The organism is Pelolinea submarina (assembly GCF_003966975.1).
GTDB classification, from domain to species: Bacteria; Chloroflexota; Anaerolineae; order Anaerolineales; family Anaerolineaceae; genus Pelolinea; species Pelolinea submarina.
In genome coordinates, this window is sequence record NZ_AP018437.1 from 1896850 (window position 1) to 1920149 (window position 23300).

Below are 23300 nucleotides of genomic sequence, written 5' to 3' on the forward strand. Positions count from 1 at the left end.
AATGCTTGGCCGTTTTCAGTTAGTGAGAATATAACGCCAACTTGATGAAGTTATACGGCAGGGCAAAGAATTCACGTATATACCAGAAAGCTCGTTTGTACCAGGAAAAGTGATAGATGCCGGCGGCCGTTCCGTACGCATCCAGTCCTAATTTCCGTGCTAACAGGATCGAGCGTGGTAAATGGAAAGGCTGGGTGATAATTACCAGGGATTCGTGTGCAAATTTCTGTTTGAAATTCACACAGGAATCTAAAGTTGAAATTCCCTGCGGATCCAGCAGAATAGCAGAATCCGGCACGCCCTGCGCGATTGCGGCAGCTTGCATGGCGCCGGGTTCATCATAACCACGCCGGCGTGTACCGCTCATGATTAGAAGATCGACCTGGTTGTTATTAAATAGACAAACTCCTGTGGAAACGCGGTCCATCAGGATATCGGAAGGCTTACCGTCTTTTTCCAATCCGGCACCCAATACCAGGCAGTATTTATAATGCCCCAACTGATTTATATTCAGCTTGAATTGCTTTGTATTCAGGTAAACCAACAGGTAAACAATCAAAAGCAGAAATGTGATTACTGAGAAGAAAATTAAAGCAAACAATATAGATTACATCCTTTGCGTCCATTGGTCATTGGCATATTTTTCTTTCCAAAGCTGGAATGCGCGTGCTTTTTCTTTGATGGTAAGCATGCTTGTCTCGAAATGAAGGTCGAGCGCTTGGGCGAAACCATCCCGCATGCATTGGGCTATGAATTCCCAGGTCGGATGATGACCCAGGCAGGCTTCAACTGTGGTGGCATGTTCTTGCAGGTTTTTCACCGCCGTAGTGCGTTGAATATCGGATTCGAAAGCCAGGACACTAACCACCCTGCATATATCTCCGGATATTGGTATGGCGCCATGCTGCAGGACTCCATTACCCAGGCGGGCTTGAGCGCTTCCAATCAATTTTTTTCCGCCAAAAGTGATTTCGTAATCGGACGGATACTGAAAACAGACCGGGTTGACGAGCCTGTCCAGACTCTTCTCGACATTTGGTTGTGAATCGGCAGGAACCCCGGCCAGCTGCAAACCCCGCAGCAATCCCTGAGATAGTATCAGGTAGGATTTCAACACATTCCCGCTGACATGCGGATCTTCTTGCGGAGCGCAAACCGAATAAGTCAATTCGTCCGCGTGTAGGATGGCCTTTCCTCCGGTTGGGCGGCGCACCACATCCCATCCGTGCGCAGCCAGGGTGGGAGTATCCACCTCGCTGTACTTCTGTGTTCTACCCAGCGAAAGGGCGAAGGGCTGCCAGCTATACAAACGCAGTGTGGGCAGCGAGTCGCCGTTGACAGTGCTTTCCAGGATAGATTCATCAACAGCCATATTCCAGGCAGCAGGGTAAGGAGGGTGGATGAGTAGACGCCAGTTATCCATTTCTTTAGGGTTCCGATTGGATTAATCGCTACCATTTTACTTGAAATCCTTGGTGGTAAAATTCAAATCCACATGAACGATAAAAGTGATTTCCAATTCATTGAGCAATTAAGCGAAAATATCGAAATTTCTTTGCCGGATGGGCGATTTATAACCGGTAAACGCGGCGCCACTTTGGAAGAATTCCTAAGCCCATTGGATGGGTGGGAAGGCTCACAGATTGTCGGCGCGGTTGTTGACGGTATTCTGAAAGAATTGACCGCTCCGTTATCCAAAGCCTGCGGAGTGCAGCCGGTAAATATGTCCACATCGGATGGATCAAAGATTTACCGGCGCTCGTTGACATTCTTATTGGAGACTGCCTTCGACGATCTTTTCCCCGAGTATTTCCTGGCTATTGATCATTCAGTGCCCAGCGGTGGATATTTTTGTAGCATCTTGGGCCGCCAACCGCTTTCCAAAGAAGAAATCCGCAAATTGGAATTGCGGATGAAAAAATTGGTTGAAGAAGACCTGATTATTACCAAAGAACGGGTGACATTGGAAGAAGCCCGTGCATATTTCGAAGAGAAGGGGTATGCGGATAAATTAAGGCTATTAAAATACAGAAAAAAGCCTTACCTGGTCCTTTACCAGTTGGAGAACCACAAAGATTATCATCATGGGTATATGGTTCCTTCCACCCGCTACCTTAACGTATTCAAGCTGCATCCTCGCGGAGAAGGCTTTATTTTGCAGTATCCCCGCCGCGCCACTCCCAATCAGCTCTTCCCCATGCCGCGCTACAGCAAACTTTTGGAGATATTCAAGCAATATGGTTCGTGGCTGAAAAGTCTGGATATTGACAGCGTTGGCGCGTTAAACAACGCAATTGAACATAAGTCGATCCGGGAAGTCATTCTGGTTTCCGAAGCATTGCAGGAACAGCAAATTTCCCAAATTGCATCCCGCATTGCGCGCAAGAACGGCCAAATCAGAGTTGTCCAAATTTCAGGTCCAACCTCGTCAGGAAAAACCACTTTTTCAAAACGTTTGGCTGTGCAGTTGATCACATACGGTATCGTGCCTTTTGCTTTGGAAATGGACGATTATTTTGTCGATCGGGAAAAGACACCGAAAGATGAAAATGGGAATTATGATTTCGAATCCTTCAAGGCGCTTGATGCGGATTTAATGGAATTTCACATCCAAGAAATGATGAAGGGTAAAGAAGTTACCCTGCCGCACTATAATTTCAAAACCGGATTACGGGAAGTTGGAAAAACGGTTCGATTAAATGAAAATCAGATTGTTGTGATTGAAGGAATTCACGGGTTGAATCCCAATCTTTTTCAACAAATTCCCAGAAAGAATACATTCAGAATTTACACCTCCTGCCTGACGCAATTGAACCTGGATTACTACAACCGCATATCCACAACAGATACCCGTATGCTGCGCCGCATTGTGCGAGACGCACAAACACGCGGTTACTCACCGCAGCGAACAATTGATTTATGGGATTCCGTGCGCAGGGGGGAGCGCGATAACATTTTCCCGTACCAGGAAAACGCGGATGAGATATTCAACTCAGCCCTGGTGTATGAATTATCCGCGCTGAAACCCTACGTTGAACCGCTGCTGCGGCAGATACCTTTCGGAACGTATGAATATTTGGAAGCAAAAAGGCTGCTGGCTTTTCTGGACTGGTTTCTGCCGATTGATAGCAATATGATTCCGGATAACTCGATTTTACGAGAATTTATCGGAAATTCTTTCTTTACCGATTTCCACTTATGGAACGAGAACAGATCTGATTAAGAAATAAGGCTGCCGTAATTGGGCAGCCTTATTTTATAGCCTCGTTATCAAGGTACTGATTTATTTTAAGGGAATATCTTTCATCGCCCCTTCAACAGTGACAAACCGGTCCGGAAAATCACTGCTCTGTGCTGTGAAAGAGAAAGTGGCGGTGAGCAGACCGTTGTTTGGGTCGGATTGAATATCGATCCAGCCCTTATCCGCCTTATATGGGAAAGCATTGATATAGATCATTCCCATATAATACTTGGCAGCATCACGGTCGTCGTAGGGGATTAAGTCAATGTACCCATTCTTAATATCTTGTTTTGGCAAAATAAAATTGACGGCGTAACGGCCAGTACCACCGCTAAACAGGGCAACCACATATCCGGTATCGGTTGAATTGTAGGATACGCTGTCACTCTCGATGAGGTCATTTTCATAACCGCTGACCTGATATACAAATGATCCGGAAGCCAGGCTATCCGTTGAGAATGCACTATTTCCGCTAGAGGCGGACTGCTCCGAACCCGATGGCATTTGTGCGCCGGCTGCTACGGGCGTCTGGCCGGCCGGGTAACCAACCAGTTCCACGGCGTCTATTTCAGTCCAACCCCAGCCTGTTGTGCTTTGGTCGATGAAAACCACCAGCTGATCAACGAGGATCTCCTCATCCAATTCAATAGTGATAGTCATCAAATCCGGGCAGTTTTCGACGGCTTCCGGTACACCGGACCATGCAACCCAAGTTTGGCCATCGGTGTCAATCATTTGTACTTCCACAACCTGGGATGGGTTATACGATTGGTAAATGTTGATCTCCGTTGGTACAACGGCTACGTCATAAGTCAATTCCAGCCACTCATCCGTATCGGGATCAACTGAGGCCCAGGCATTGCCGTTATCTCCGCACGAATCCACATCCGGCTCACCGACTGCGCGTAACGCAGAATAATCTGTACTGGAATACTCAGAGCTGGCGGATGCTGATGAGGCCCACTGCCTTAATGGCTGTGTCTCCGTTAGCGAAGCGCTTTCATTTTTCTGAATTGATGAAGGAATTTCGCCGCTTGTACCAGAGAAACTTGTTGACCCGAGCACGGCGTCGAAGACTTTAATGAGTTCGCTTGAACGATCTTTCGGAGCAAATCCGATCAGGCTGAATTGTTGGGTTGGGTTAACCATGGCGACGAAGAGCTGACCTTCCACTGTCTGGCCATCATATTCGGCTTTACCGTCGGCCAACAAGCCTTTGACACCATTGATGGTGAGTTTCTTGGGGCGGGAAAATTCCATAACCGATAAACTGGAAGCAGTCTGTTCGAAGAGAGTGTCATTGTCCATTTCACCCATCGTGGTGCCACCCATTGCCATCAGCATTGGACCGATTTCCGGCAATGCGTCCGGTGCGGTGAAATTGACTACATTGCCATCCATCTGCATGGTGTAACCAAATGGTTTTCTCAAAGAAAAACCACCCTCTTGGTTGATTAACTCATCCCCTAAAAGGTCGCCTTCTCGAGAGGCTTGCCCGCACGAAGCGGCTAATAAACAAAAAACTACTAACAAACTCAGGATAAAACCCTTTTTGTATATCATTGACTATCCAGCTCCTCTATTTTTTATTTTGTTTGATCTTTTTTGACGATGCTATCAGTGAATCCGCCAGGTTAACCAGCTCTCCGATTTCTTCAGGTTTTTGGATATTTTTATTTCGAATCTCGATTTGCATTCCGTCTTTTCCAATCCTGATCCATGGACGTTCACCCTTCCAATTTAATAAGCCATTTTCTACTTGTGGAGAAAATAAAGAAGAAGTGTCGCAATCAGGCTGGCCTAAAATGGAGTAGTGCTCACGCAGATTTGAACTACCACTATGAATTTCCTCCAAGTTGTCTATTACACCGCTTGAAAAAAAACTGGCAGCTCTCTGGGCTAATTCCAGCTGCATCGCGTTTAATAGCCTTGAACCCGCTGCATGTGGATTAATCAAAAGATGCCCCGGGATATGGAAAAGGCTGGTGGATAGACGTGTAAATTGGGCCGCGTTATTTTGATTAAGTTCAGCAGAGTTTCCGGTAGTTTCGGTGACGGATTCAAGAATCCATTGGGGACTTCGTAGACGGTATCCCCAGGATAATGTTTCCTTGAAAGGTTCATATTCCCAACCTTTTTGGGCAGCAAGATCACGAATGACTTTTTCGGTAGTTTTCCTTTTTAAATTAACCAGGTAAAAGATTACGCCAATAAGAACACCAGTAAAAACAATAACAATCAAGCTGATTCCTATGTCCTCCATAGTAATTAAATCCTCCTAATTAACGAGTTGTAGAATATTGGAGTAAAAAAAAGAGATGCCCTTTTCGCTAGAATCGATGTCACGGTTCTTTGCTGTGTATGATTTCCCTACCTAATACATTCTATTAATATGGGTTTAATAAATTATACAATAAGTGGATCTACATGGAATTAGTCGTTCAATTATCGTTGCCATCATACGTTTTCTATAGGAGGTATGCAAAAATGCAATCAATATTGGCAAGGATAGTGAACACTACAGAAAAATTTCTTTTTAGGACGGGTGGGGATTAGAACTAAAAAAAAATAAAAAAAGGGCTGTCTTTTTTTGACAGCCCTTTAGGTTTAGCTATTTGCGACCAGGTGCTTTTTAAGCACATTTGCCAGACGGAAAATACCCTCGTTGATTCTTTCCGGGCAAGCATTGGAGAAATTCAACCGCATGGTGTTAAAGCCGCCGCCTTCAGCGTAGAATGAATCGCCGGGGACGAAGGCCACTTTTTCGGCAACCGCATCTTTGAATAAGTCCTGGCTATTCAGGCATTCCGGCAAGGTAACCCATAGGAACAAACCACCTTTGGGATGCGTCCATGAGACACCCTCGGGCATATATTCCGATAAAGTGTCCAGCATCACATCGCGCCGTTCTTTATATACTTTGCGGATGAGTTTGGCGTGTTCGTAAAGGAAACCGTCTTTTGCGACTTCGTAGGCAACCATCTGATTAAAGGTGGAGGTATGCAGGTCAGTACCTTGTTTAGCCTGAATCAATTTTGTAATGACGGGCGGAGGAGCGATCACCCAGGCCAGGCGGATTCCGGGAGCCAAAGTCTTGGAGAAGGTGCTCAGGTAAATAACATTGCCGGAGTAACATTCCTCCTGCGCGCGAGTTTGACTGTCCAATACCTCAATTGCGGGCAGATTTTCCCCTTCGAAGCGCAGTTGACCGTAAGGATCATCTTCAACAATAGGCACACCGTAATTTTCGGCCAGCTCGATTAATTTTAACCGGCGGTCATAGGCCAATGTGGATCCGGTAGGATTTTGGAAATTGGGTAATGCATAGATGAACTTGGGGCCAGCCCGCAGGCAGCTTTCCAATTTGCTGGTCATCATGCCATCCTCATCGGTCGGGACCGGCACGAACTCCGCGCCATAAGCACGCCAGGCTTGCAGAGCGCCTACGTAAGTGGGGGATTCCACCAGCACTCCATCACCGGGATTGATGAGAATTTTACCTAATAAATCCAGCGCCTGCTGGGAACCACTGGTAATGAGAATATTATCAATGGTCACGTTAATGCCGTAACGGGCAGAATAACGGGCGATCATCTCACGCAATGGCGCATAACCGTCCGTAGAGCCATATTGGAGGCTGGCGGGCCCGTTCTGATCCAGAACCGTCAGGCAAGCCTCCTTGAATTTTTCAATTGGGAAAACCTCCGGAGCCGGCATACCGCCGGCAAAAGAAATAACATCGGGGTTCTCAGTGAATTTCAATAATTCACGAATTGCCGAACTTTCCATTCTCTGGGTTCTTTGAGCAAAACGATGATCCCATAAAGTTAGCATATCTTCCTCCTAAAATTTAATAGCAATCTTCATAACTTTGGAAAGCGGCTGAGGATGATTGCTTTTTCCGGCAGTTGCAATTTGCTTCCCGTTTTTAAATCACTTAAAGCGAAGGGTTCAATGGCTTTAGTGTTCTGGTAAATGTAAATTGAAGTACCTTCCTGGATGCCTGATTTCTCCAGGCAAGCCTGACCGGTTAAGAATTCTTCTTTATTAATGGCGCAACTGGTTACTTGACCAATAACTTTACCTTTTTCGTTTACCACCAGGTCGCCGTTATGAGCCATACGAACGCGTTTGCCTTCAAACTGGAAGCGGACGACTTCCACGCTGCGTTGGGCTTCTTTTTGCAGGAAAGCTGCGCGGCCGATAAACCAAGGTTTGTAGGTTTTCACGTAGGAACCGAATCCAGCTTCGCTTACGCTCAGGTTCATTTCACCGCCCATTTCGTGTCCGTAGAGCGGCAAACCGGCTTCGGTGCGCAGGGAATCGCGCGCGCCCAAACCACAGGGTTTTATGCCAAAAGGTTCACCGACCTTCAGGAGCATATCCCAAAAATAGGGTAATTTTTCGGGGTGGATGAAGATTTCAAAGGCCATTTTCTCACCGGTATATCCGGTGCGAGAAATGATCAAGTCCAGACCTTGCCAGGTGAAATGCCCCAACTGGGTCCGCTTGAGCTTATTCAAGCGGTAAGTGTCATCAGTGGATAAACCGATGGCGTTGAGGATATCGCGCGAGCGAGGGCCCTGCAGGGCTAAATCCACGCGCATTTCCTTCCCCATTTTAGGATCACGCAAATTCTTGAGAATTACGTTGGAACCAAAAGTGTGTGCCCAGGGACGCTGATTATCAATTTTCACCAATCCCTGGCGTACGGCGTTCAGCCAGGCCCAATCCTTGTCATCATTTCCGGCGTTAACCACGACCAGGTATTCATCCTGACGGTGATAATACACTAACAAGTCGTCAATAACGTTGGCATCCGGGTCAAGGAAATGCGTGTAGCACGATTCACCGATCTCCAAGGCACTGATGTCATTGGCGCAAACGCTGTCCAGGAATGCGAGCGCGTCCGGTCCTTCTGCCTGATAAACGCCCATGTGGGATACATCAAACAATCCGGCTGCGTTGCGTGTAGCAATATGTTCATCGAGGACGGAGCTATACCAAACCGGCATATCCCAACCGGCGAAAGGCACCATTTTGGCGCCCAGCGCAACGTGTTTGGCGTGCAGGTTGGTTTGTTTATCCGCTTCTTCTTGGGGGGCTTCCCATTTAAAATCCGGTAAAGCCGGCTGGGCTTGACCCGAGACCAGGTCAATACCTACGAAATAAGGTTTATTGGAAGCGTCATTTTGTGCTTTATTCAAAGAGACAATTTTCGTTTCAGACGGTTTGACTACAAAGGGGCCGGGAATGCGCCGCAGTAAATCCTCGTCAAAATAAATAAATCCGTCTGAGAGATCACGCAGCCAGGCAGAAGCCAGGGCGGCTTTCTCAGCGGGAAGACTAAGCACGTAGTTGTTGGGATCGTTGCAGGTCAGGGTAGCATTTATCGCTTCTTGTTCAACAAAAAGCGTTGTGAGCTGGCTTTCACCGGCGGGTAAGTTTTCCAGGTTGTTTTGGAGAAGGAAGTTCAGGCTTTGCCGTACGTGAGCGCCCCGGATTTCAAAAGAAACCGTATCGGTGTTTCCATTGGATAAGGAATCGTCAATTAAGTTGAATTGCGGATAGCCAATGCGAGGCGCAGCTTCATTGCAGAACGCTCTTTCAGTTATCTTACGTACACGGATTTTAATATCCTCGAAGGTTTTGAAATCCACTTTAGCACGGGATACTGAGGTGTTGCCGGTTGTATAGGTATAAGGCTTGGCAGCCTGGAGCAGATCGACAATGATATCGGCTATTTCCCGCATGTCCTGTTCCAGTAAACCGCGCTGGGTTAACCAGGGAGTACCCAGGCGCACACCGCTGGCACGCAGGGTGGCTTTGTCGCCCGGGATAGCGTTGGAATTGGCTACCAGACCCGCTAAATCCATCATGCGGGCGGCCATATCACCTGATAACGTTGTACCATCGGGACCAATGACGGATTTGCAGTCGATATTCAGCAGGTGGGTATTGGTACCGCCAAAGGCAATGCGGATGCCGCGAGCTTCAAATTGATCGCTCATGGCTTTACAGTTCTTTAAAATTTGCTGTTGAAAATTCTTGAATGATTCTTCTCGGGCTAATTTGAATGTTGTAGCCATGGCTGCCAGAACTTGCATGTGCGGGCCGCCTTGTTCTCCGGGAAATACAGCTTTGTCGATCTTCTTGGAGATGCTTTCTTTGAAGGAAAGGATGCATGCTCCGCGCGGACCGCATAAGGTTTTGTGGGTTGTGAATGTGATCACATCGGCAAAACCGACCGGGGAGGGCAGCACACCGGCAGCTATCATGCCGGCAATGTGGGAGATGTCGGCCATCAGATAGGCGCCGACCTTATCGGCAATCTGGCGGAAGCGCGCCCAATCCGGCACCCAGGGGTAAGAGGAGAAGCCGGTGATGATAACGCGCGGTTTGTTTTCCAACGCGATACGTTCCACTTCGTCGTAGTCGATCTGTTCGGTTTGCGGGTCAACGCTGTAATGGGTGGCTTTATATAACTTTCCGGAACGGTTGACCGAAGAACCGTGCGTCAGGTGCCCGCCGTGCAGGAGGTTCATACCCAAAATAGTATCGCCGGGATTGATCAACGCTTGATAGACGGCATTGTTGGCCGGCGCACCGGACAAGGGCTGCACGTTGACATAAATATCATCCGCGTGCACATCGGGAGTGGCAAAAGCTTCGGCGCAGCGCCGACGGGCCAGCTCTTCGATCACATCGGCGAATTCAACACCCTTATAATAGCGCGGATCGGAATAACGGCTGAAGTGAGCCAGATGGCGTTCCACATCCAGTATCTTTTCTTGTGAGAACCAACGGCTGGCTTCATCCGGATAACCTTCCGCATAGATATTCTGCAAAATGGAACCCAGACTTTCGCGTACGGCCAGCGGCGCGGCACTTTCACTGGGGATAAAAATCAGTTTCTGATTTTGACGAGCTGCTTCCAAATCAATGATCCGTTTCAGGTCCGGATCAACCTTTTCCATAGAATCATTTAAATAAAAACCAGGCATGCGTGCTACTCCAAGATTTAAGATAAAAACCACTTGCCTTTATCTAACAAGTGGTTTTGTATAAGCCCTGATTGGCGATGTTAGAAGACATAGGAAAAAGAGCTCTGAATATTTTTTAAATAGACCAATCATCAATTCAATTTTATCTTTCAGTAAACCTCAGGTCAAGGACAAAAGCATTAAAAATCGGATGATGAATACACCTAATAAGTGAACGTAAAATTATGACAGATTTTCATCCATCCATTTCCTGGTGAATGTAAACACATCCTGCTTTTGGGCCTCATTGTGAATTTCATGGAATAAATCCGGCCATACTTTATAGGTGACGCGCGGCGCCAATTTACAAAACTTGTCGACTGCAATTTTGCTGACGATACCTTCCTGTGACCCGATCATTACCAGTATACGATTCTGATTCTCGGGAGCATGCTCTAAAATCCAATCTCCTTGGCTGAGCATCATCAACCCCAGACGGGCTGAAATGCGGTTGTGGACCAAAGGGTCTTCCACATAAGCTTGCACGACCTGTTTATCTTGGGAGAGCTGCGTTGCATCCAAACCATTTTCCATGGAAAAGGCCGGTGCGATATTGTTCATTAATTTAGCCACGGCTTTCTTTGGTGCAGGAACGGGGTTGTGTACATCAATAGCTGGGGAGGTAACGATTATACCGGCAACCTGCGGATGGCGGTCGAGTGCATGCCAAAGGACAATCAATCCACCCATGCTGTGGCCATACATGAAGAGGGGTTTATCCGGGTAGCGTACGCGAGCTTCTTCCAGCAGAATATCCACGTAATCAAGAAATTGTGTTGTATGCTGAATATGGCCGCGTTTCCCCTCGGTCAACCCATGCCCAGGCAGATCGGGCGCCAGGATAACTATACCTGAATCGGTGTAGAATCTGGCGAAATCCGTACCGTAGCGGCCGCTATGCTCTCCCAAACCATGAATGAGTAGTATCACCCCATGAACATCTTTTTCCGGTTCCCATATCCGTAAGAATAAGTCAGGCATGCTTTGAGAGGCCTTTAACGTATCCTCAAATTGCTTCATTCGAACCTCCATAAAAGTTGTGTGTTAATCAAGATGATTTTATATAAATATTGAATATAATCAAGGCAAATCAGCGACCAGGTAACTATTGGATAGTTGCAACTGAATATCTAAATAATGGAAAATCGAAGCGAACAAGACGAGACCATCCTCGATCAGGCGATTCAAGGTAATGAGGCGGCTTTCAGCATCCTTTATAAGGACAATGTAAAGAAAATCTATAGCTATATCTATTACCGCACCGGTAATGTTAGTGACGCAGAAGACTTAACCGCCAGGGTATTCCAGAGAGCGCTGAAACACATCACACGCTATAAGAAGACCAGCGTCCCTTTTTCAGCCTGGTTATACCGTATTGCGCATAACCTGGTGGCGAACTGGCACCGGGATAATCAGCGCCGCAAAGAAGTACCGATAGAAGACCACGTTGATCTGCGGTCAAAACAGGATATTCCCGATCACGAAATAGAGAAAAAACAGGAAGTTGAAGGGTTGATGCGGGCTGTCCGTCAGCTGCCCAGCGACCGTCAAATGGTATTAATCCTGAAATATGTCGAAGATTTATCCAATAAGGAGATTGGAGAAATAATGGGGAAAAGTGAAGGCGCAATAAAAAGTCTGTACCATCGCACATTGATGGATCTACGGGATTATTTCGAAGTAAAGGAATAAGATGAAAAAGAAAGACGGCATGAAGATCGATTCTGATCCGGATGAAATCCTGGACGAAAACCTTGAAGAGAAGCTGGAGGGTTTATTAAGCCCGGTTGCACCGAGCTCCTCGTATATTGACGAGCTGCAAAATCGCTTGACTAAAACTCCGGAAGTTGTAGTGGAATACCCTAATTACCTGATCTCCATCCTGGTGCTCTCTTCCGGTTTTGTATTGGGAACGTTATTGCTATTCTTTTTAAGTAAGATTTTCAGGTTGACTTCTTCAAAGGCAAAAGCCTAGTATGAACAGAGAGCGAATCATTTTTATGGGTTCACCGGACTACGCGGTCCCGGCCTTGAAAATGCTGCATGCGCGATTCAACCTGACGGCTGTAGTCACTCAGCCGGATCAGCCGGTTGGACGCGGGAAGAAAATCCAAGCGCCTCCGGTAAAGACAATCGCGCAGGAATTGGATGTGCCCGTTTACCAGCCGTCCAGGGTCCGGGGAGCTGAGTTCATGGAATTACTCGGAACATTGGCACCGGACGTGATTATCGTGGCGGCTTATGGAAAAATATTGCCTGAAGCAGTTCTTGAATTTCCATCTTTTGGATGCCTGAATCTGCATGCATCCTTGCTGCCGCGCTGGCGGGGAGCTTCACCGATCCAGAATGCCATCCTGCACGGCGATGAGAAAACCGGCGTTACTATCATGAAAATGGATAGGGGTGTGGATACCGGAGCAATTTTCCAGGTGCGCGAGGTACCTATAGCACCGGATGACACAGCCGGGTCTTTGTCCGAAAAACTGGCAATAACCGGTGCTGCGCTCTTAGAGGAAGTCCTGCCAAAATATTTGGCTGGAGCGATCAGCGCTCAGGAACAACCTGAAGAAGGCGCAACTTACGCTCATTTACTGCATAAAGAAGACGGGCGGATGGATTTTTCCAAAGAAGCAGATGAATTGGAACGTCAGGTGCGCGCTTTCAATCCATGGCCAATCAGTTATTTAGATTGGAAGGCACAACCCCTGCGCGTTTTACGAGCGGAAGTGACCGGGAAGAAATCAACTGGCTGCGGCCAACACACCATTATGGAAAAATTCCCTTGCATCGGTACAGCCAGTATGGACCTGAAACTGGTGGAAGTACAGCCGGCCGGGAAACGCCCGATGCGCGGTTCGGATTTTCTGAATGGCACGCGCGATTGGGCAGACTGAAAGTCAGCGGAGATTAGCATGAAAGTATTATGTATCGGAGCCGGTGCCATTGGCCTGCTGGCCGGAGGGAGCGCGGCTGCGCAGGGAGCCGCAGTGACTTTTCTGGTGAAACCCGGACAGGAAAGCAAACTTGCCGGTCGGGAGATCCATATCCAGAATCAGACACAAAACTGGCAGGTGAGCGATTTCACCGTTGTAAGCTCATTGAAAGATTTGGATCGGGATGAAGTTTTTGATGCCATTTTCATCGCTGTAAAAACATTTGATACTGAATCTGTCATATCGCAGCTCGAGAAGGCGATGATAAATTTTCGTTCGATTTTATGTTTACAAAACGGGGTGGAAAACGAAGATAAATTTCGTATCGCTTTCCCACGGGCAGAGATTGTGGCTGCTTCGGTTGTCAGCGCGGTCAGCCGGCTGGACGACACCAGTATTCGGGTTGAAAAGAACCGCGGCATTGGCCTGAGCGGGAAGGATGAATACGTTCAACCTGTTTTCGCAATTCTGAAGAATGCCGGATTAAAACCGCAGATTTTCGCAGACATGCGTTCCATGAAATGGTCAAAAATGCTTTCAAACCTTTTTTCCAATGCCGTCTCGGGTATTTTGGATATGAGTCCCAATGAGGTTTATTCACATAAAGAACTTTTTCGCATAGAGAAAGCACAAATTCTGGAGACAGCCTCCGTAATGCGGCGAAGTGGGTTGAAAATTGAAAATTTACCCGGCCTGCCGCTGCGCCCTTTGATAACAATCATGCGCATAACGCCGGATGTTTTATTACAACCTCTATTGAAAAAAATGGTAGCGGGTGGACGTGGCGAAAAGATGCCTTCTTTCTATATTGAAAAGATGAAGGGAAGTTCACGCAGCGAAGTCAATGATTTAAATGGGGCAGTCGTACGGAAAGGGGAAGCACTGAGCGTACCGACCCCAATCAACCGGGCTTTGACCGAGACATTCAACCTGATTTTGAAGGATGCAAAAGCCCGGCAGGCATTTTCCCGCCATCCGGAAAAGCTGGTCGAAACCACAGCAGCGGTAAATCGTATATAGTATGATGAAATAAATGATAAGGAACTTATGACTGAGAAAATTCCCTTTCAAAACCGCATAATTGCGCTATTCTTGTCACTGATTATCGTGGCCGGATTATTTCTATCCTTGTTTGCACTACCGGTAGAATTAATCTTCTTTAACCCGCAGAGCTATTCGACTGTTTTCCAGAGCGATGACTACACTCCGGCTCTTCCGGGAATCTTATCGGAAGTGTTGGTTTACCAGTCCGCACAGAGCGGTGTCGCGCCGCAATTCGATCTGATAAAGTATAAAGATATCGTCAGCCCCATCCTTGCCAATTATATTTCGGCTGAGACTGTGCAAAACACCTTCGATAGTGCTATCAACCAAACTTTTTCCTACCTTAATTTCAAAATTCCAACTTCGGACATGAAAATCAACATTGCCGATGTAAAGAGTGAATTATCAACCAACAGCGCGGAGATAGCTTCCGAATTTTTAGCCGCTCTGCCAAATTGCACTGATAACGAAATGGCAAGCTTGGATACGGCAGCGGTTTCAAGCGCAGCCGGTTTACCGGCATGTAAACCTGGCAGCAAAGACCTGGCGTTTTTCAAGCAAATGTGGACCAAAGCTTTCGAGGATACCTTTAATAGCCTGCCTTCTTCTGTGGCGCTTACTGCGGTTATGCCTATGGAAGAAACCTTGACCGACCAGAATTTCTTCAATTACAGTTTGGTGCGCTGGGGCTTTCGTCTGCTTCCGGTGGTTTCCATCATCCTGCTGATCCTGCTTGCCGCCTTATTGCGCAAACAGCGTAAGGTTATGTGGAAGTGGACAGGTTGGCTGCTGCTAATCGTATCCGGCATAACGTTGATCGGTCTGGTGATTCTGCTGATTGGGTTTGATCAATTCATCGCGATGGTATTGAATCCACATCTGAAAAACTTGGTGACCGGTTTCGGCTATATCTTACTGGGAGCGGTACAGGAAGTGGGTTACCAAATGCTGATTTGGGTGATTATCTCTACCGCAATCATGCTGGCTTTTGGACTGATGCTTATATTGGCCGGACGAATGGTGAAAGAACCGCAGCCGGTGGCGGCGGAAAAACCGCAGTACGAGACAATTGAAAGCCAGCCGGTGGTTGAGGAAATCGAACCTCAGAAGGCGGTTGTGCCGGAAACGATGGAAGAAATTGAGCAGCGAGAAAAAGACGCGGAGGACGGCCAGGCAGAAGCCTGAGATCTATCCTTTATCCAGATCTTTTTTCCATTGATAGATTTTATTGAGGGCCTCAATAGGACTTAAACTGTTGGGGTCCAACTTTTTAATATCTTTTAGAACGGGGCTATCCTGTGTGAACAGAGCCATTTGCGTGGGGTGCGAAGCTTCGTCCTTCAGCTCCAATTGGCGGGACTGTCCTTCCAATTGGGCCAGGATTTCATTGGCGCGAGTAATTACTGGGCCGGGAATGCCGGCCAATTGGGCGACGTGAATGCCGTAAGAACGGTCCGCGCCGCCGGGGACGATTTTATGCAAGAAGATGACCTGATTGTCCACTTCGCTGACGGCCACGTTGTAGTTCTTGATATTCGGCAAGACGTCGGGCAATTGGGTCAGCTCGTGGTAATGGGTGGCAAAAAGTGTGCGGGATTTCAAACGCGGATGGTTGTGGATGTATTCCAACACTGCCCAGGCGATGGATAAACCGTCGTAGGTGCTGGTGCCGCGCCCGATTTCATCCAGGATCAGCAGACTCTTATCGGTAGCGTTGTGCAGGATATTGGCTGTTTCGATCATCTCAACCATAAAAGTAGACTGCCCGGCGTGGATCTCATCCTGCGCACCGATGCGTGTGAAGATACGATCAACGATGCCAATCTCGGCAGCATCGGCCGGAACAAAGGAGCCGATTTGAGCCAACAATACGATCAGGGCCACCTGGCGCAGATAGGTGCTCTTGCCGCTCATGTTGGGGCCGGTAATGACCTGAATGTTATCTCCATTGGCAAAGACGGTGTCGTTGGGGACAAAAGAAATGTCCACCCGGGTTTTCTCAACTACCGGGTGACGGCCATTTTTGATCATCAGGTGTTTATCTTCGGATAATTTGGGGCGAACGTAATTGTTTTCTGAAGCCGCCTGAGCGAAGGAAGCCAATACATCCAGCGTTCCGAGAAAACGCGAAGCAGCCAGAAGCTTTTTGGATGATTTTTTCAGTTCCGCACAGATTTCTTTGAAGACGCGATTTTCAATAGCGTGAATGTTTTCTTCCGCATTCAAGACAATGGTTTCATATTCTTTCAGTTTAGGCGTGATGAACCGTTCGGCATTGACCAGGGTCTGTTTGCGGATGTATTCTTCCGGAGCCTGATCCGCGTAACTGTTGCTAATTTCGATGTAGTAGCCGAAAACTTTATTGAAACCGACTTTGAGGGTTTTGATGCCGGTGCGTTCCTTCTCCACCTTTTCCAAATTTGCGATGTAATCGCGGGAGTTCTTGGTGGATTGGATGATCTCGTCCAGTTCGCTGGAATAGCCTGGGCGGATTACGCCGGTGTGCGCCAGGGTTGCGGGCGGATCCTCCGCGATACTTTCCCGAAGCAGCATAAACTCACTGCTGCAATCATCCATTGCACCAGTCTCCCGATCCAATAGGGGAATGTGGCCGCTCACTTTTTTCAGAATTACCGGCAGGATTTCCAGCGTCTCGCGCAGCGCGACCAGATCGCGGGGAACGGCATGCTGGGCGACTACGCGGTTGATGATGCGTTCGATGTCGGCTACCGACCTCAACTGTTTTTGCAGCTCCAGACGGTCGAGCCCGTTTTCCAGCAAATACTCAACAGCATCCAGCCGTTCCGTTATCTCCCCGGCGTGGATCAGCGGTTGGTTGACCCAGCGTCGAATCATACGCTTACCCATGGGTGTGCGTGTCTTGTCCATTACTCCCAACAAAGAGCCGGCTTCAGAGACTTTTAAAATAGTCTCGGTAAGTTCAAGATTGCGGCGAGTGGCTTCGTCCAACACCATGTGGTCTTCGATAGCGTAAAAATTCAAATCGGTGAAAAGCGCCAAGGCCTGAGGGTCGCTTTCCTTTACATAACCCAGAATAGCGCCCAGAGCAGCCACCGCAGCGGGTTTATTCTTCAAACCAAACCCGTCCAGTGAGGAAACGTGGAATTGGGTTTTTAGTAGCTGTTCGGATCGTCCAAGCTCAAATTTCCAGTCCTGTAAAGACGTAACGTGATACTGTTCAGCAAACGGTAAATGGATGGATTCGGGCAGCAAAATTTCTGAAGGATGAAGACGTGAAATTTCCGCGTTGAGACGATTGTGGAATTCATTGTCGTTGAAATGAGAGACGCCGATTTCACCGGTGGAAATATCCAAAAAGGCTAAGCCCGCGGTGTTTTCATGTATGAATAATGAAACCAGGTAGTTGTTTTTCTCGTTCTTGATTAATCCCGGTTCAATGACGGTGCCGGGCGAGACTAAACGAATAACCTCTCGCGGGAAGATTCCCTTCTGAGGTTGTTCGCCAATCTGTTCGCAGATGGCGACATGATAGCCCTTTTCGATTAAGCGCGAGATGTAGTTATCGGCGGCGTGGTAAGGAATGCCTGCCATGGGTACTTTTTGGCCTTTGGCAACGTTGCGGCCGGTCAGGACTATATCCAATTCCCGTGAGGTGATTTCAGCATCCTCGTCGAAGGTTTCATAAAAATCTCCGAGGCGGAAAAACACAATGGCATCCGGATAATTCTTTTTAATATCCAGGTATTGTTGGCGAATAGGTGTTGCGTTTGTTTCGGACATGCTAATTTATTTTATGAAGTAATAGATGTTATAGTTCTGTCTCAAAATCTTCTTCCAGGCTGCCGACACAATCCAATGAAATATCCCCAAAAAGTGTTTCCTGAGAGGCTTCAATGGTGTGGTGTTTGATTAACTCCAGCAATGCCAGGAAGGTTACAATTAAATCCAATCGAGAGGGTTTGTCGCCCAAAATAGTGCTGAAATCACTATGGGTATTTTTTCTAAATAACGCTGTAATTTCCCTAATTTTATTCTTGATCGTCAAAGTGGTGATGGTAACTACATCACTCAGCGGGGTGAAGTTCTCGTTTTCGAAGAAAATACCCAGCAAGATTTCCACCAAATCATCTACGGTGATATCGGAAATATCCAAAATCTCGCGATATTTGGGCGGCGCGCCGACGCGGTAGTAACTTTGCAGGTGGCCTTGTTCGCGATCTTTCATCCAGGCGGCAATATCCTTGAATTTTTTATATTCCACCAGCTGCCTGGCAAGTTGATCGCCTAAATCTTCTTCCTCATCCGAGGCCGATTCGTTGTTTGAAGGTAGTAAAATTGAAGACTTGATATATACAAGTTTGGCGGCAATAACAAGAAACGCTGAAACTTCAACCGGATCACGATCTGTAAGAGTCCGTAGATGCGCCAGATATTGGTCCGTTACTTTGGCCAGCGAAAGTTTGGTAATATCTAATTCAGCTTGCTCGATTAAATGGAGCAATAAATCCAGAGGTCCTTCATAAACCTCAGTGGAGATTTTATAATTAAGTGATGAGTGCCAGAGCGCGGGCAAGGACATAGATGCTATTATAGCAGAGTGAAACAAGAGATAAAAAAATCTTAAGAAACGGCAAACTTATAAATATGAACGATGAAGCAATAATCGAAACAACGCAAGAATTGATGAACCGGCTGCATTTATATTTTAACGATGAGCTGTTGCTGGCAAGGGCAATGACCCATCGTTCTTACTTGAACGAACATCCGGAAGCGCTTGAGGACAATGAGCGTCTGGAATTCCTGGGGGATGCAGTTCTGGATTTTTTGGTTGGCGAGTGGCTGTATAACCGTTTCCCGGAGATGGAAGAGGGAGATTTAACCCAGATGCGATCCGCATTGGTGCAAACCAACCAGTTGGCGGCATTCGCCCGCTTGTTAAAATTTGAAAATACGATAAGATTAGGAAAAGGTGAAACCAAATCCGGCGGGAAGCTGCGCAATACGCTCCTGTGCGACGTGTTTGAAGCTTTCATCGGTTCACTTTTCCTTGATAAGGGTATTGAGGTAGTGAAAGAATTCATGAAACCTTTACTGGAAGTCGCGATTGAGGAAGTAATTGAACAACATAAGAATGAAGACCCCAAATCGCAATTACAGGAATGGGCACAGGCAAATGGTTACTCGACACCCAAATATCTGACCAGAAATGTGCATGGACCGGATCATGCTAAAGTATTTGAAATTGAAGTGCGGGTGAATAGTAAAGTAATGGGCGAGGGCATCGGCAAGAGCAAGCAAGCTGCCGAAAAAAGCGCCGCTCAAAAAGCTCTCGAGAGTATCAACCAGCATTAATATGGCGAATCGACTACTATCCCTCGAATTACATGGCTATAAAACTTTTGCCAGCAAAACCAGCTTTGACTTCCCTGGCCAAATAACCGCCATCGTCGGCCCTAATGGTTCCGGAAAGTCCAACATTTCAGATTCCATTCGTTGGGTTCTGGGTGAGCAGGCCTACAGCCTGCTGCGTGGGAAAAAGACCTTGGATATGATCTTTTCCGGTTCCGAACAGCGCCCGCGTGCTTCCATGGCTTCGGTTTCAATCACTTTTGATAACCAGAACGGTTGGCTGCCGGTTGAATTTTCGGAAGTAACCCTGACCCGCCGCGCTTATCGCAGCGGTGAAAATGAATACCTGCTGAACAATCAAAAAGTTAGGCTGAAAGAGATCAACGAGCTGCTGGCAAATTCTGGGTTGGGGGAACGTACATACACCATCATCGGACAAGGCCTGGTGGACACGGCTCTGAGTTTGAAACCGGAGGAAAGACGCCGGTTTTTTGAAGAAGCTTCCGGTATTGGGTTGTATAAAGGCCGGCGGGAAGACGCCACCCAAAAACTGGATAAAACCCTGCGCAATATGGAACGCATTAACGATATTTTGCGTGAATTAAAACCGCGTTTGGGATATCTGGAAAAAAGCAAGGAAAAAGCCAAGCAGTACCTGCAAGTACAGAATGACCTCAACTTACTGCTGAAAGATTGGTATGGATATAACTGGCATGCCGTGCAGCGAGAACTTGTCTACGCATCTGATTTCAGCAGCAAGCAAAATGAGCAGTTGAATGTCAGGCGCGAAGAAAAGCAAAAACTGGAAGCCAGGGTCAACCGCATTCAGGGTGATCTGAATGATAAACGCGACCAGTTGGCCAACCTGCATCTGGAATTATCCAAACTACATTCAATAAAAGAAGACGCAACGCGGGAAATTGCCGTGCATGAAGAGCGCGAAAGATCGATTCGCGAGCGCAGCCAGGAACTGGAAGCGGCGGTTTTAGTATTGACAGATGAGATCGGCCAGCATGAGGCGGAACTCAAAACGCTGGAACAAAGCGGTAATGAGATCCGGCAGGAACTGGAGCAGGCCGGCCGCGCGTTATCCGATGCGAATGGGAAATTGGATGCGCGGCGGCAAGAACGGGTGAAGATTGAGCGGTTGATTGAAGAGCTTCAGAAGCAGGTCATCGCCAACGAATCGGAGATCCTGAAAACCGAATCACGCATCGAACAGCTCAATCATCAGGCGGAAAATGACCGCAATGAGCTGCAAATATTGAACAACAATCGCTCCGGTGTGGACGAATTTATCAGTCAGTCGGACGGCAAACTGAAAGAACTCGAGAAAAACACCACGACGCTTCAAGCGGAAATTACGCAGAACCAGCAAGCGCTGGAGAACAAACGTAAAGAGCGCAACAGAGCACGCGAAAAAATCGATCAGTTGGAGCGCAAGTACAAAGAGATTGATTTGGCCGTTTCAAAATTGAATGCGGAATTGAAGGTCATCCGTCAAGCCGAAGAAAGCCTGACCGGGTTCACCTCCGGATCGAAGGAATTTGTGCAGGCCGCGCGCAGTAACAAAGTTTCCGCTAAATTCGCACTGCTGCTGGATTATTTAAAAGTTCCTCAGGAATATGAACTGGCTTTCAGCGCTGCGCTGGGAGATATGTTGGAAGGTATCATCCTGGGAGAAGGTACTTCAACGCAGGATATTCTGACCTACCTTGAAAACAGCAAAACCTCCCGGACCGTTTTCTTACCGGAATGGTGGCAGGTACAAACCCCGCAAAAATCCATACAAGGGACTAACGCGGTTAAAGCCTCGGATTTGGTTAAGGAAACCGAACACTACAATGGCCTGATAAAAAATATCCTCTCCAGCACGTATATCGTGGATACTGCTGCTGAAGCGGAAGCGTTGGTGAAGCAGCTTCCTCTGGGAATGAAAGTGGTTACCCGCAAAGGAGAAGTATTTGATACCCGCGGCACCATTACCGCCGGCAACGAATACCGCGTGAAAAACCTTTCCCGCAAACGTGAAAAAGAAGCTACGGAAAAAGACGTGCTTACCTTCCAAACGGAATCGCAAAGTCTTCAGAAGGAACTGGAGATACAAAAGAATAATCTGGTGCAACTGAATGACGCTATCAGGACCTTATCGGAAACCGACCAGCAGCTTCAGAGGAAAGTCCAGCAGTTGGGTATCGACCGGCATAAATTAGAGATCGAGAAAAACCAGCGAGCCGAACAACTGGAGGATATCCGCAAGCGATTGGAACAGATCAACCTTTCTTCCAAGGCTCGCAGTGATGAGAGCGCTCGTTTGAAAAGCTCGCTGAAAGAGCTGCGCGATCAGTTGTCTGAAAAGCAGACAAGGCTGGATTCTCATTTCCAAAGCGTCAATAACTTGCCCATTGAGGAAATTCGTTCGATGGTGATGGAGCTGACATCCGATAAAGCGGTCATCGAAGAACTGGCGAACCAGCAGCGCAGCCGGGTTGAAGAAAAAGAAAAACTTATCCGGGAAACCAACGCGAAAATCGGTTCCCAGCGGAACCGTTTGACGGAAATGGCTCAAACACTGGAAGAGATTCTGGCTGAAAAGCAGAACCTGGCAGAAACCGACAGCAGTGTATCTACCGAGATTGAGGCTTTATCTGAAAAAATTAAGCCTTTGGAAGAGGAAGTTGAATCCGGGATCAAACATCAGGGAACGCTGCTCGAAGAAGTAGACGCCAGCCGCAACCAGTACTCCATCGCGGAACGCCATGCGCTGCAGGCTCAAATGAAGGTGGATAAACTGCGCGACCGCATGGAAGAATTGCGCAAGAAGATCCAGGAAGACTTCGGGTTACTGCCTGAAGAGAATGAAGAAGGACTGATTGGCCCTAAACCGCTGCCTATTGACGGCATGATCGCGACTTTGCCGGATATTGAAATTTTGCCGGAAAACCTGGACGAGCAAATCAAACAGCAAAAATCCTATTTGCGCCGGTTGGGCCCTGTCAACCCGGACGCTGAGATGGAATTTGACGAAGTTGACCAGCGCGTTCATTTTCTGAGCGAGCAGCTTCTGGATTTGGAAAAAGCGGAAAAAGATTTACGCCAGGTAGTGGAAGAGCTGGACGAATTGATGAAAAAGGAATTCATGAAAACCTTCCGCAAGGTGGAAGAGGAATTCAAAGTGATATTCGCCCAGTTGTTTACGGGCGGCTCGGCACGCCTTTACCTGGAAGATGAAGAGAACGTCATGGATTCAGGCATCGAAATCGAAGCAACCTTGCCCGGCAAGCGCCGCCAGGAATTGGGGCTGCTTTCAGGCGGTGAGAGAAGCTTGACAGCCGTTGCTTTAATTTTCGCGCTGCTGAAGATTTCCCCCACACCTTTCTGTATCATGGACGAAGTGGACGCCATGTTGGATGAATCCAACGTTGTCCGTTTTGGCGAATTGCTGCATGAATTGAGCGATACTACCCAGTTTATTGTCATCACTCATAACCGCAACACGGTCCAAATGGCGGATGTTCTTTATGGTGTGACCATGGGTAAAGATTCGGTCAGCCAGGTGATCAGCCTGCGCATGGACGAACTCACCGATGAAATGGTGCAGTAATCCTGATAAGAATTAATTACTAAACCGATAAAGATTCCCAGCAAACAAAAAAGAAGGCGGCCTGTATATTTACAAGCCGCCTTGATTGTTATTACGTACTTTTT

General features: G+C 47.5%; 17 protein-coding genes. 8 read left to right on the plus strand and 9 right to left on the minus strand.

Annotated features, from left to right (window positions below):
• Positions 1-19: 19 nt before the first annotated feature.
• Positions 20-601, minus strand: a complete 582-nt coding sequence (locus tag Pelsub_RS08370) for a SanA/YdcF family protein (protein ID WP_158675043.1) — start codon at positions 599-601, stop codon at positions 20-22.
• Between the two features lie 6 nt (positions 602-607).
• A complete protein-coding gene (locus tag Pelsub_RS08375) occupies positions 608-1423 on the minus strand; it encodes a lipoate--protein ligase family protein (RefSeq protein WP_116224183.1) in 816 nt (271 codons plus the stop codon).
• A 72-nt stretch (positions 1424-1495) separates the two neighbouring features.
• Here Pelsub_RS08375 and Pelsub_RS08380 point away from each other — a divergent pair, with 72 nt between their 5' ends.
• On the plus strand, positions 1496-3223 hold the full coding sequence (locus Pelsub_RS08380) for a nucleoside kinase (protein ID WP_116224182.1): 1728 nt from the start codon (positions 1496-1498) through the stop codon (positions 3221-3223).
• A 60-nt stretch (positions 3224-3283) separates the two neighbouring features.
• Here Pelsub_RS08380 and Pelsub_RS08385 read toward each other — a convergent pair whose 3' ends face one another.
• From Pelsub_RS08385 to Pelsub_RS08405, 5 genes are all read right to left on the minus strand, one after another.
• Complete coding sequence (locus tag Pelsub_RS08385; protein WP_116224181.1) at positions 3284-4804, minus strand: hypothetical protein; 1521 nt, start codon at positions 4802-4804, stop codon at positions 3284-3286.
• A gap of 16 nt (positions 4805-4820) precedes the next feature.
• A complete protein-coding gene (locus Pelsub_RS08390) occupies positions 4821-5504 on the minus strand; it encodes a hypothetical protein (RefSeq protein ID WP_116224180.1) in 684 nt (227 codons plus the stop codon).
• 344 nt (positions 5505-5848) lie between these two features.
• Complete coding sequence (locus Pelsub_RS08395) at positions 5849-7075, minus strand: aminotransferase-like domain-containing protein (RefSeq protein ID WP_116224179.1); 1227 nt, start codon at positions 7073-7075, stop codon at positions 5849-5851.
• Positions 7076-7104: 29 nt separating this feature from the next.
• Positions 7105-10245 (minus strand): glycine cleavage system aminomethyltransferase GcvT, encoded by a 3141-nt coding sequence (gcvT, locus tag Pelsub_RS08400; protein WP_116224178.1) that lies wholly within the window; start codon positions 10243-10245, stop codon positions 7105-7107.
• Positions 10246-10467: 222 nt separating this feature from the next.
• Positions 10468-11304 carry an alpha/beta hydrolase gene (locus tag Pelsub_RS08405; protein ID WP_158675044.1) on the minus strand — a complete coding sequence of 279 codons (837 nt, stop codon included), beginning with the start codon at positions 11302-11304 and terminating at the stop codon, positions 10468-10470.
• Positions 11305-11421: 117 nt separating this feature from the next.
• Here Pelsub_RS08405 and Pelsub_RS08410 point away from each other — a divergent pair, with 117 nt between their 5' ends.
• The 5 genes from Pelsub_RS08410 to Pelsub_RS08430 are packed head-to-tail and all read left to right on the plus strand — an operon-like array spanning position 11422 to position 15446.
• Positions 11422-11976 carry an RNA polymerase sigma factor gene (locus Pelsub_RS08410; RefSeq protein WP_116224176.1) on the plus strand — a complete coding sequence of 185 codons (555 nt, stop codon included), beginning with the start codon at positions 11422-11424 and terminating at the stop codon, positions 11974-11976.
• A 1-nt stretch (position 11977) separates the two neighbouring features.
• Complete coding sequence (locus tag Pelsub_RS08415; protein WP_116224175.1) at positions 11978-12259, plus strand: hypothetical protein; 282 nt, start codon at positions 11978-11980, stop codon at positions 12257-12259.
• Position 12260: 1 nt separating this feature from the next.
• The gene (fmt, locus tag Pelsub_RS08420) at positions 12261-13178 is read left to right on the plus strand and encodes a methionyl-tRNA formyltransferase (RefSeq protein ID WP_116224174.1); all 918 of its coding nucleotides are present in this window, start codon (positions 12261-12263) and stop codon (positions 13176-13178) included.
• 18 nt (positions 13179-13196) lie between these two features.
• Positions 13197-14237, plus strand: a complete 1041-nt coding sequence (locus Pelsub_RS08425; protein ID WP_116224173.1) for a ketopantoate reductase family protein — start codon at positions 13197-13199, stop codon at positions 14235-14237.
• A 27-nt stretch (positions 14238-14264) separates the two neighbouring features.
• Positions 14265-15446 (plus strand): hypothetical protein, encoded by a 1182-nt coding sequence (locus Pelsub_RS08430; RefSeq protein ID WP_116224172.1) that lies wholly within the window; start codon positions 14265-14267, stop codon positions 15444-15446.
• 3 nt (positions 15447-15449) lie between these two features.
• On the opposite strand, the gene mutS is transcribed toward Pelsub_RS08430, so the two are convergent.
• Entirely contained in the window at positions 15450-18023 is a 2574-nt protein-coding gene (gene mutS, locus Pelsub_RS08435; RefSeq protein ID WP_116224171.1) for a DNA mismatch repair protein MutS, read from the minus strand.
• A 28-nt stretch (positions 18024-18051) separates the two neighbouring features.
• Positions 18052-18744, minus strand: a complete 693-nt coding sequence (locus tag Pelsub_RS08440) for a segregation and condensation protein A (RefSeq protein ID WP_158675045.1) — start codon at positions 18742-18744, stop codon at positions 18052-18054.
• 143 nt (positions 18745-18887) lie between these two features.
• Here Pelsub_RS08440 and rnc point away from each other — a divergent pair, with 143 nt between their 5' ends.
• Together rnc and smc are read left to right on the plus strand one after the other, a co-directional pair.
• The gene (gene rnc / locus Pelsub_RS08445) at positions 18888-19595 is read left to right on the plus strand and encodes a ribonuclease III (RefSeq protein WP_116224169.1); all 708 of its coding nucleotides are present in this window, start codon (positions 18888-18890) and stop codon (positions 19593-19595) included.
• A 1-nt stretch (position 19596) separates the two neighbouring features.
• Entirely contained in the window at positions 19597-23196 is a 3600-nt protein-coding gene (smc, locus tag Pelsub_RS08450) for a chromosome segregation protein SMC (RefSeq protein WP_116224168.1), read from the plus strand.
• The last annotated feature ends 104 nt before the right edge of the window (positions 23197-23300 follow it).

Coding starts and splice junctions, on each gene's coding strand:
- Pelsub_RS08375 (WP_116224183.1), bottom strand. CDS start 1,423: ATGGATAACTGGCGTCTACTCATCCACCCTCCTTACCCTGCTGCCTGG.
- Pelsub_RS08380 (WP_116224182.1), top strand. CDS start 1,496: ATGAACGATAAAAGTGATTTCCAATTCATTGAGCAATTAAGCGAAAAT.
- Pelsub_RS08385 (WP_116224181.1), bottom strand. CDS start 4,804: ATGATATACAAAAAGGGTTTTATCCTGAGTTTGTTAGTAGTTTTTTGT.
- Pelsub_RS08390 (WP_116224180.1), bottom strand. CDS start 5,504: ATGGAGGACATAGGAATCAGCTTGATTGTTATTGTTTTTACTGGTGTT.
- Pelsub_RS08395 (WP_116224179.1), bottom strand. CDS start 7,075: ATGCTAACTTTATGGGATCATCGTTTTGCTCAAAGAACCCAGAGAATG.
- gcvT (WP_116224178.1), bottom strand. CDS start 10,245: ATGCCTGGTTTTTATTTAAATGATTCTATGGAAAAGGTTGATCCGGAC.
- Pelsub_RS08405 (WP_158675044.1), bottom strand. CDS start 11,304: ATGAAGCAATTTGAGGATACGTTAAAGGCCTCTCAAAGCATGCCTGAC.
- Pelsub_RS08410 (WP_116224176.1), top strand. CDS start 11,422: ATGGAAAATCGAAGCGAACAAGACGAGACCATCCTCGATCAGGCGATT.
- Pelsub_RS08415 (WP_116224175.1), top strand. CDS start 11,978: ATGAAAAAGAAAGACGGCATGAAGATCGATTCTGATCCGGATGAAATC.
- fmt (WP_116224174.1), top strand. CDS start 12,261: ATGAACAGAGAGCGAATCATTTTTATGGGTTCACCGGACTACGCGGTC.
- Pelsub_RS08425 (WP_116224173.1), top strand. CDS start 13,197: ATGAAAGTATTATGTATCGGAGCCGGTGCCATTGGCCTGCTGGCCGGA.
- Pelsub_RS08430 (WP_116224172.1), top strand. CDS start 14,265: ATGACTGAGAAAATTCCCTTTCAAAACCGCATAATTGCGCTATTCTTG.
- mutS (WP_116224171.1), bottom strand. CDS start 18,023: ATGTCCGAAACAAACGCAACACCTATTCGCCAACAATACCTGGATATT.
- rnc (WP_116224169.1), top strand. CDS start 18,888: ATGAACGATGAAGCAATAATCGAAACAACGCAAGAATTGATGAACCGG.
- smc (WP_116224168.1), top strand. CDS start 19,597: ATGGCGAATCGACTACTATCCCTCGAATTACATGGCTATAAAACTTTT.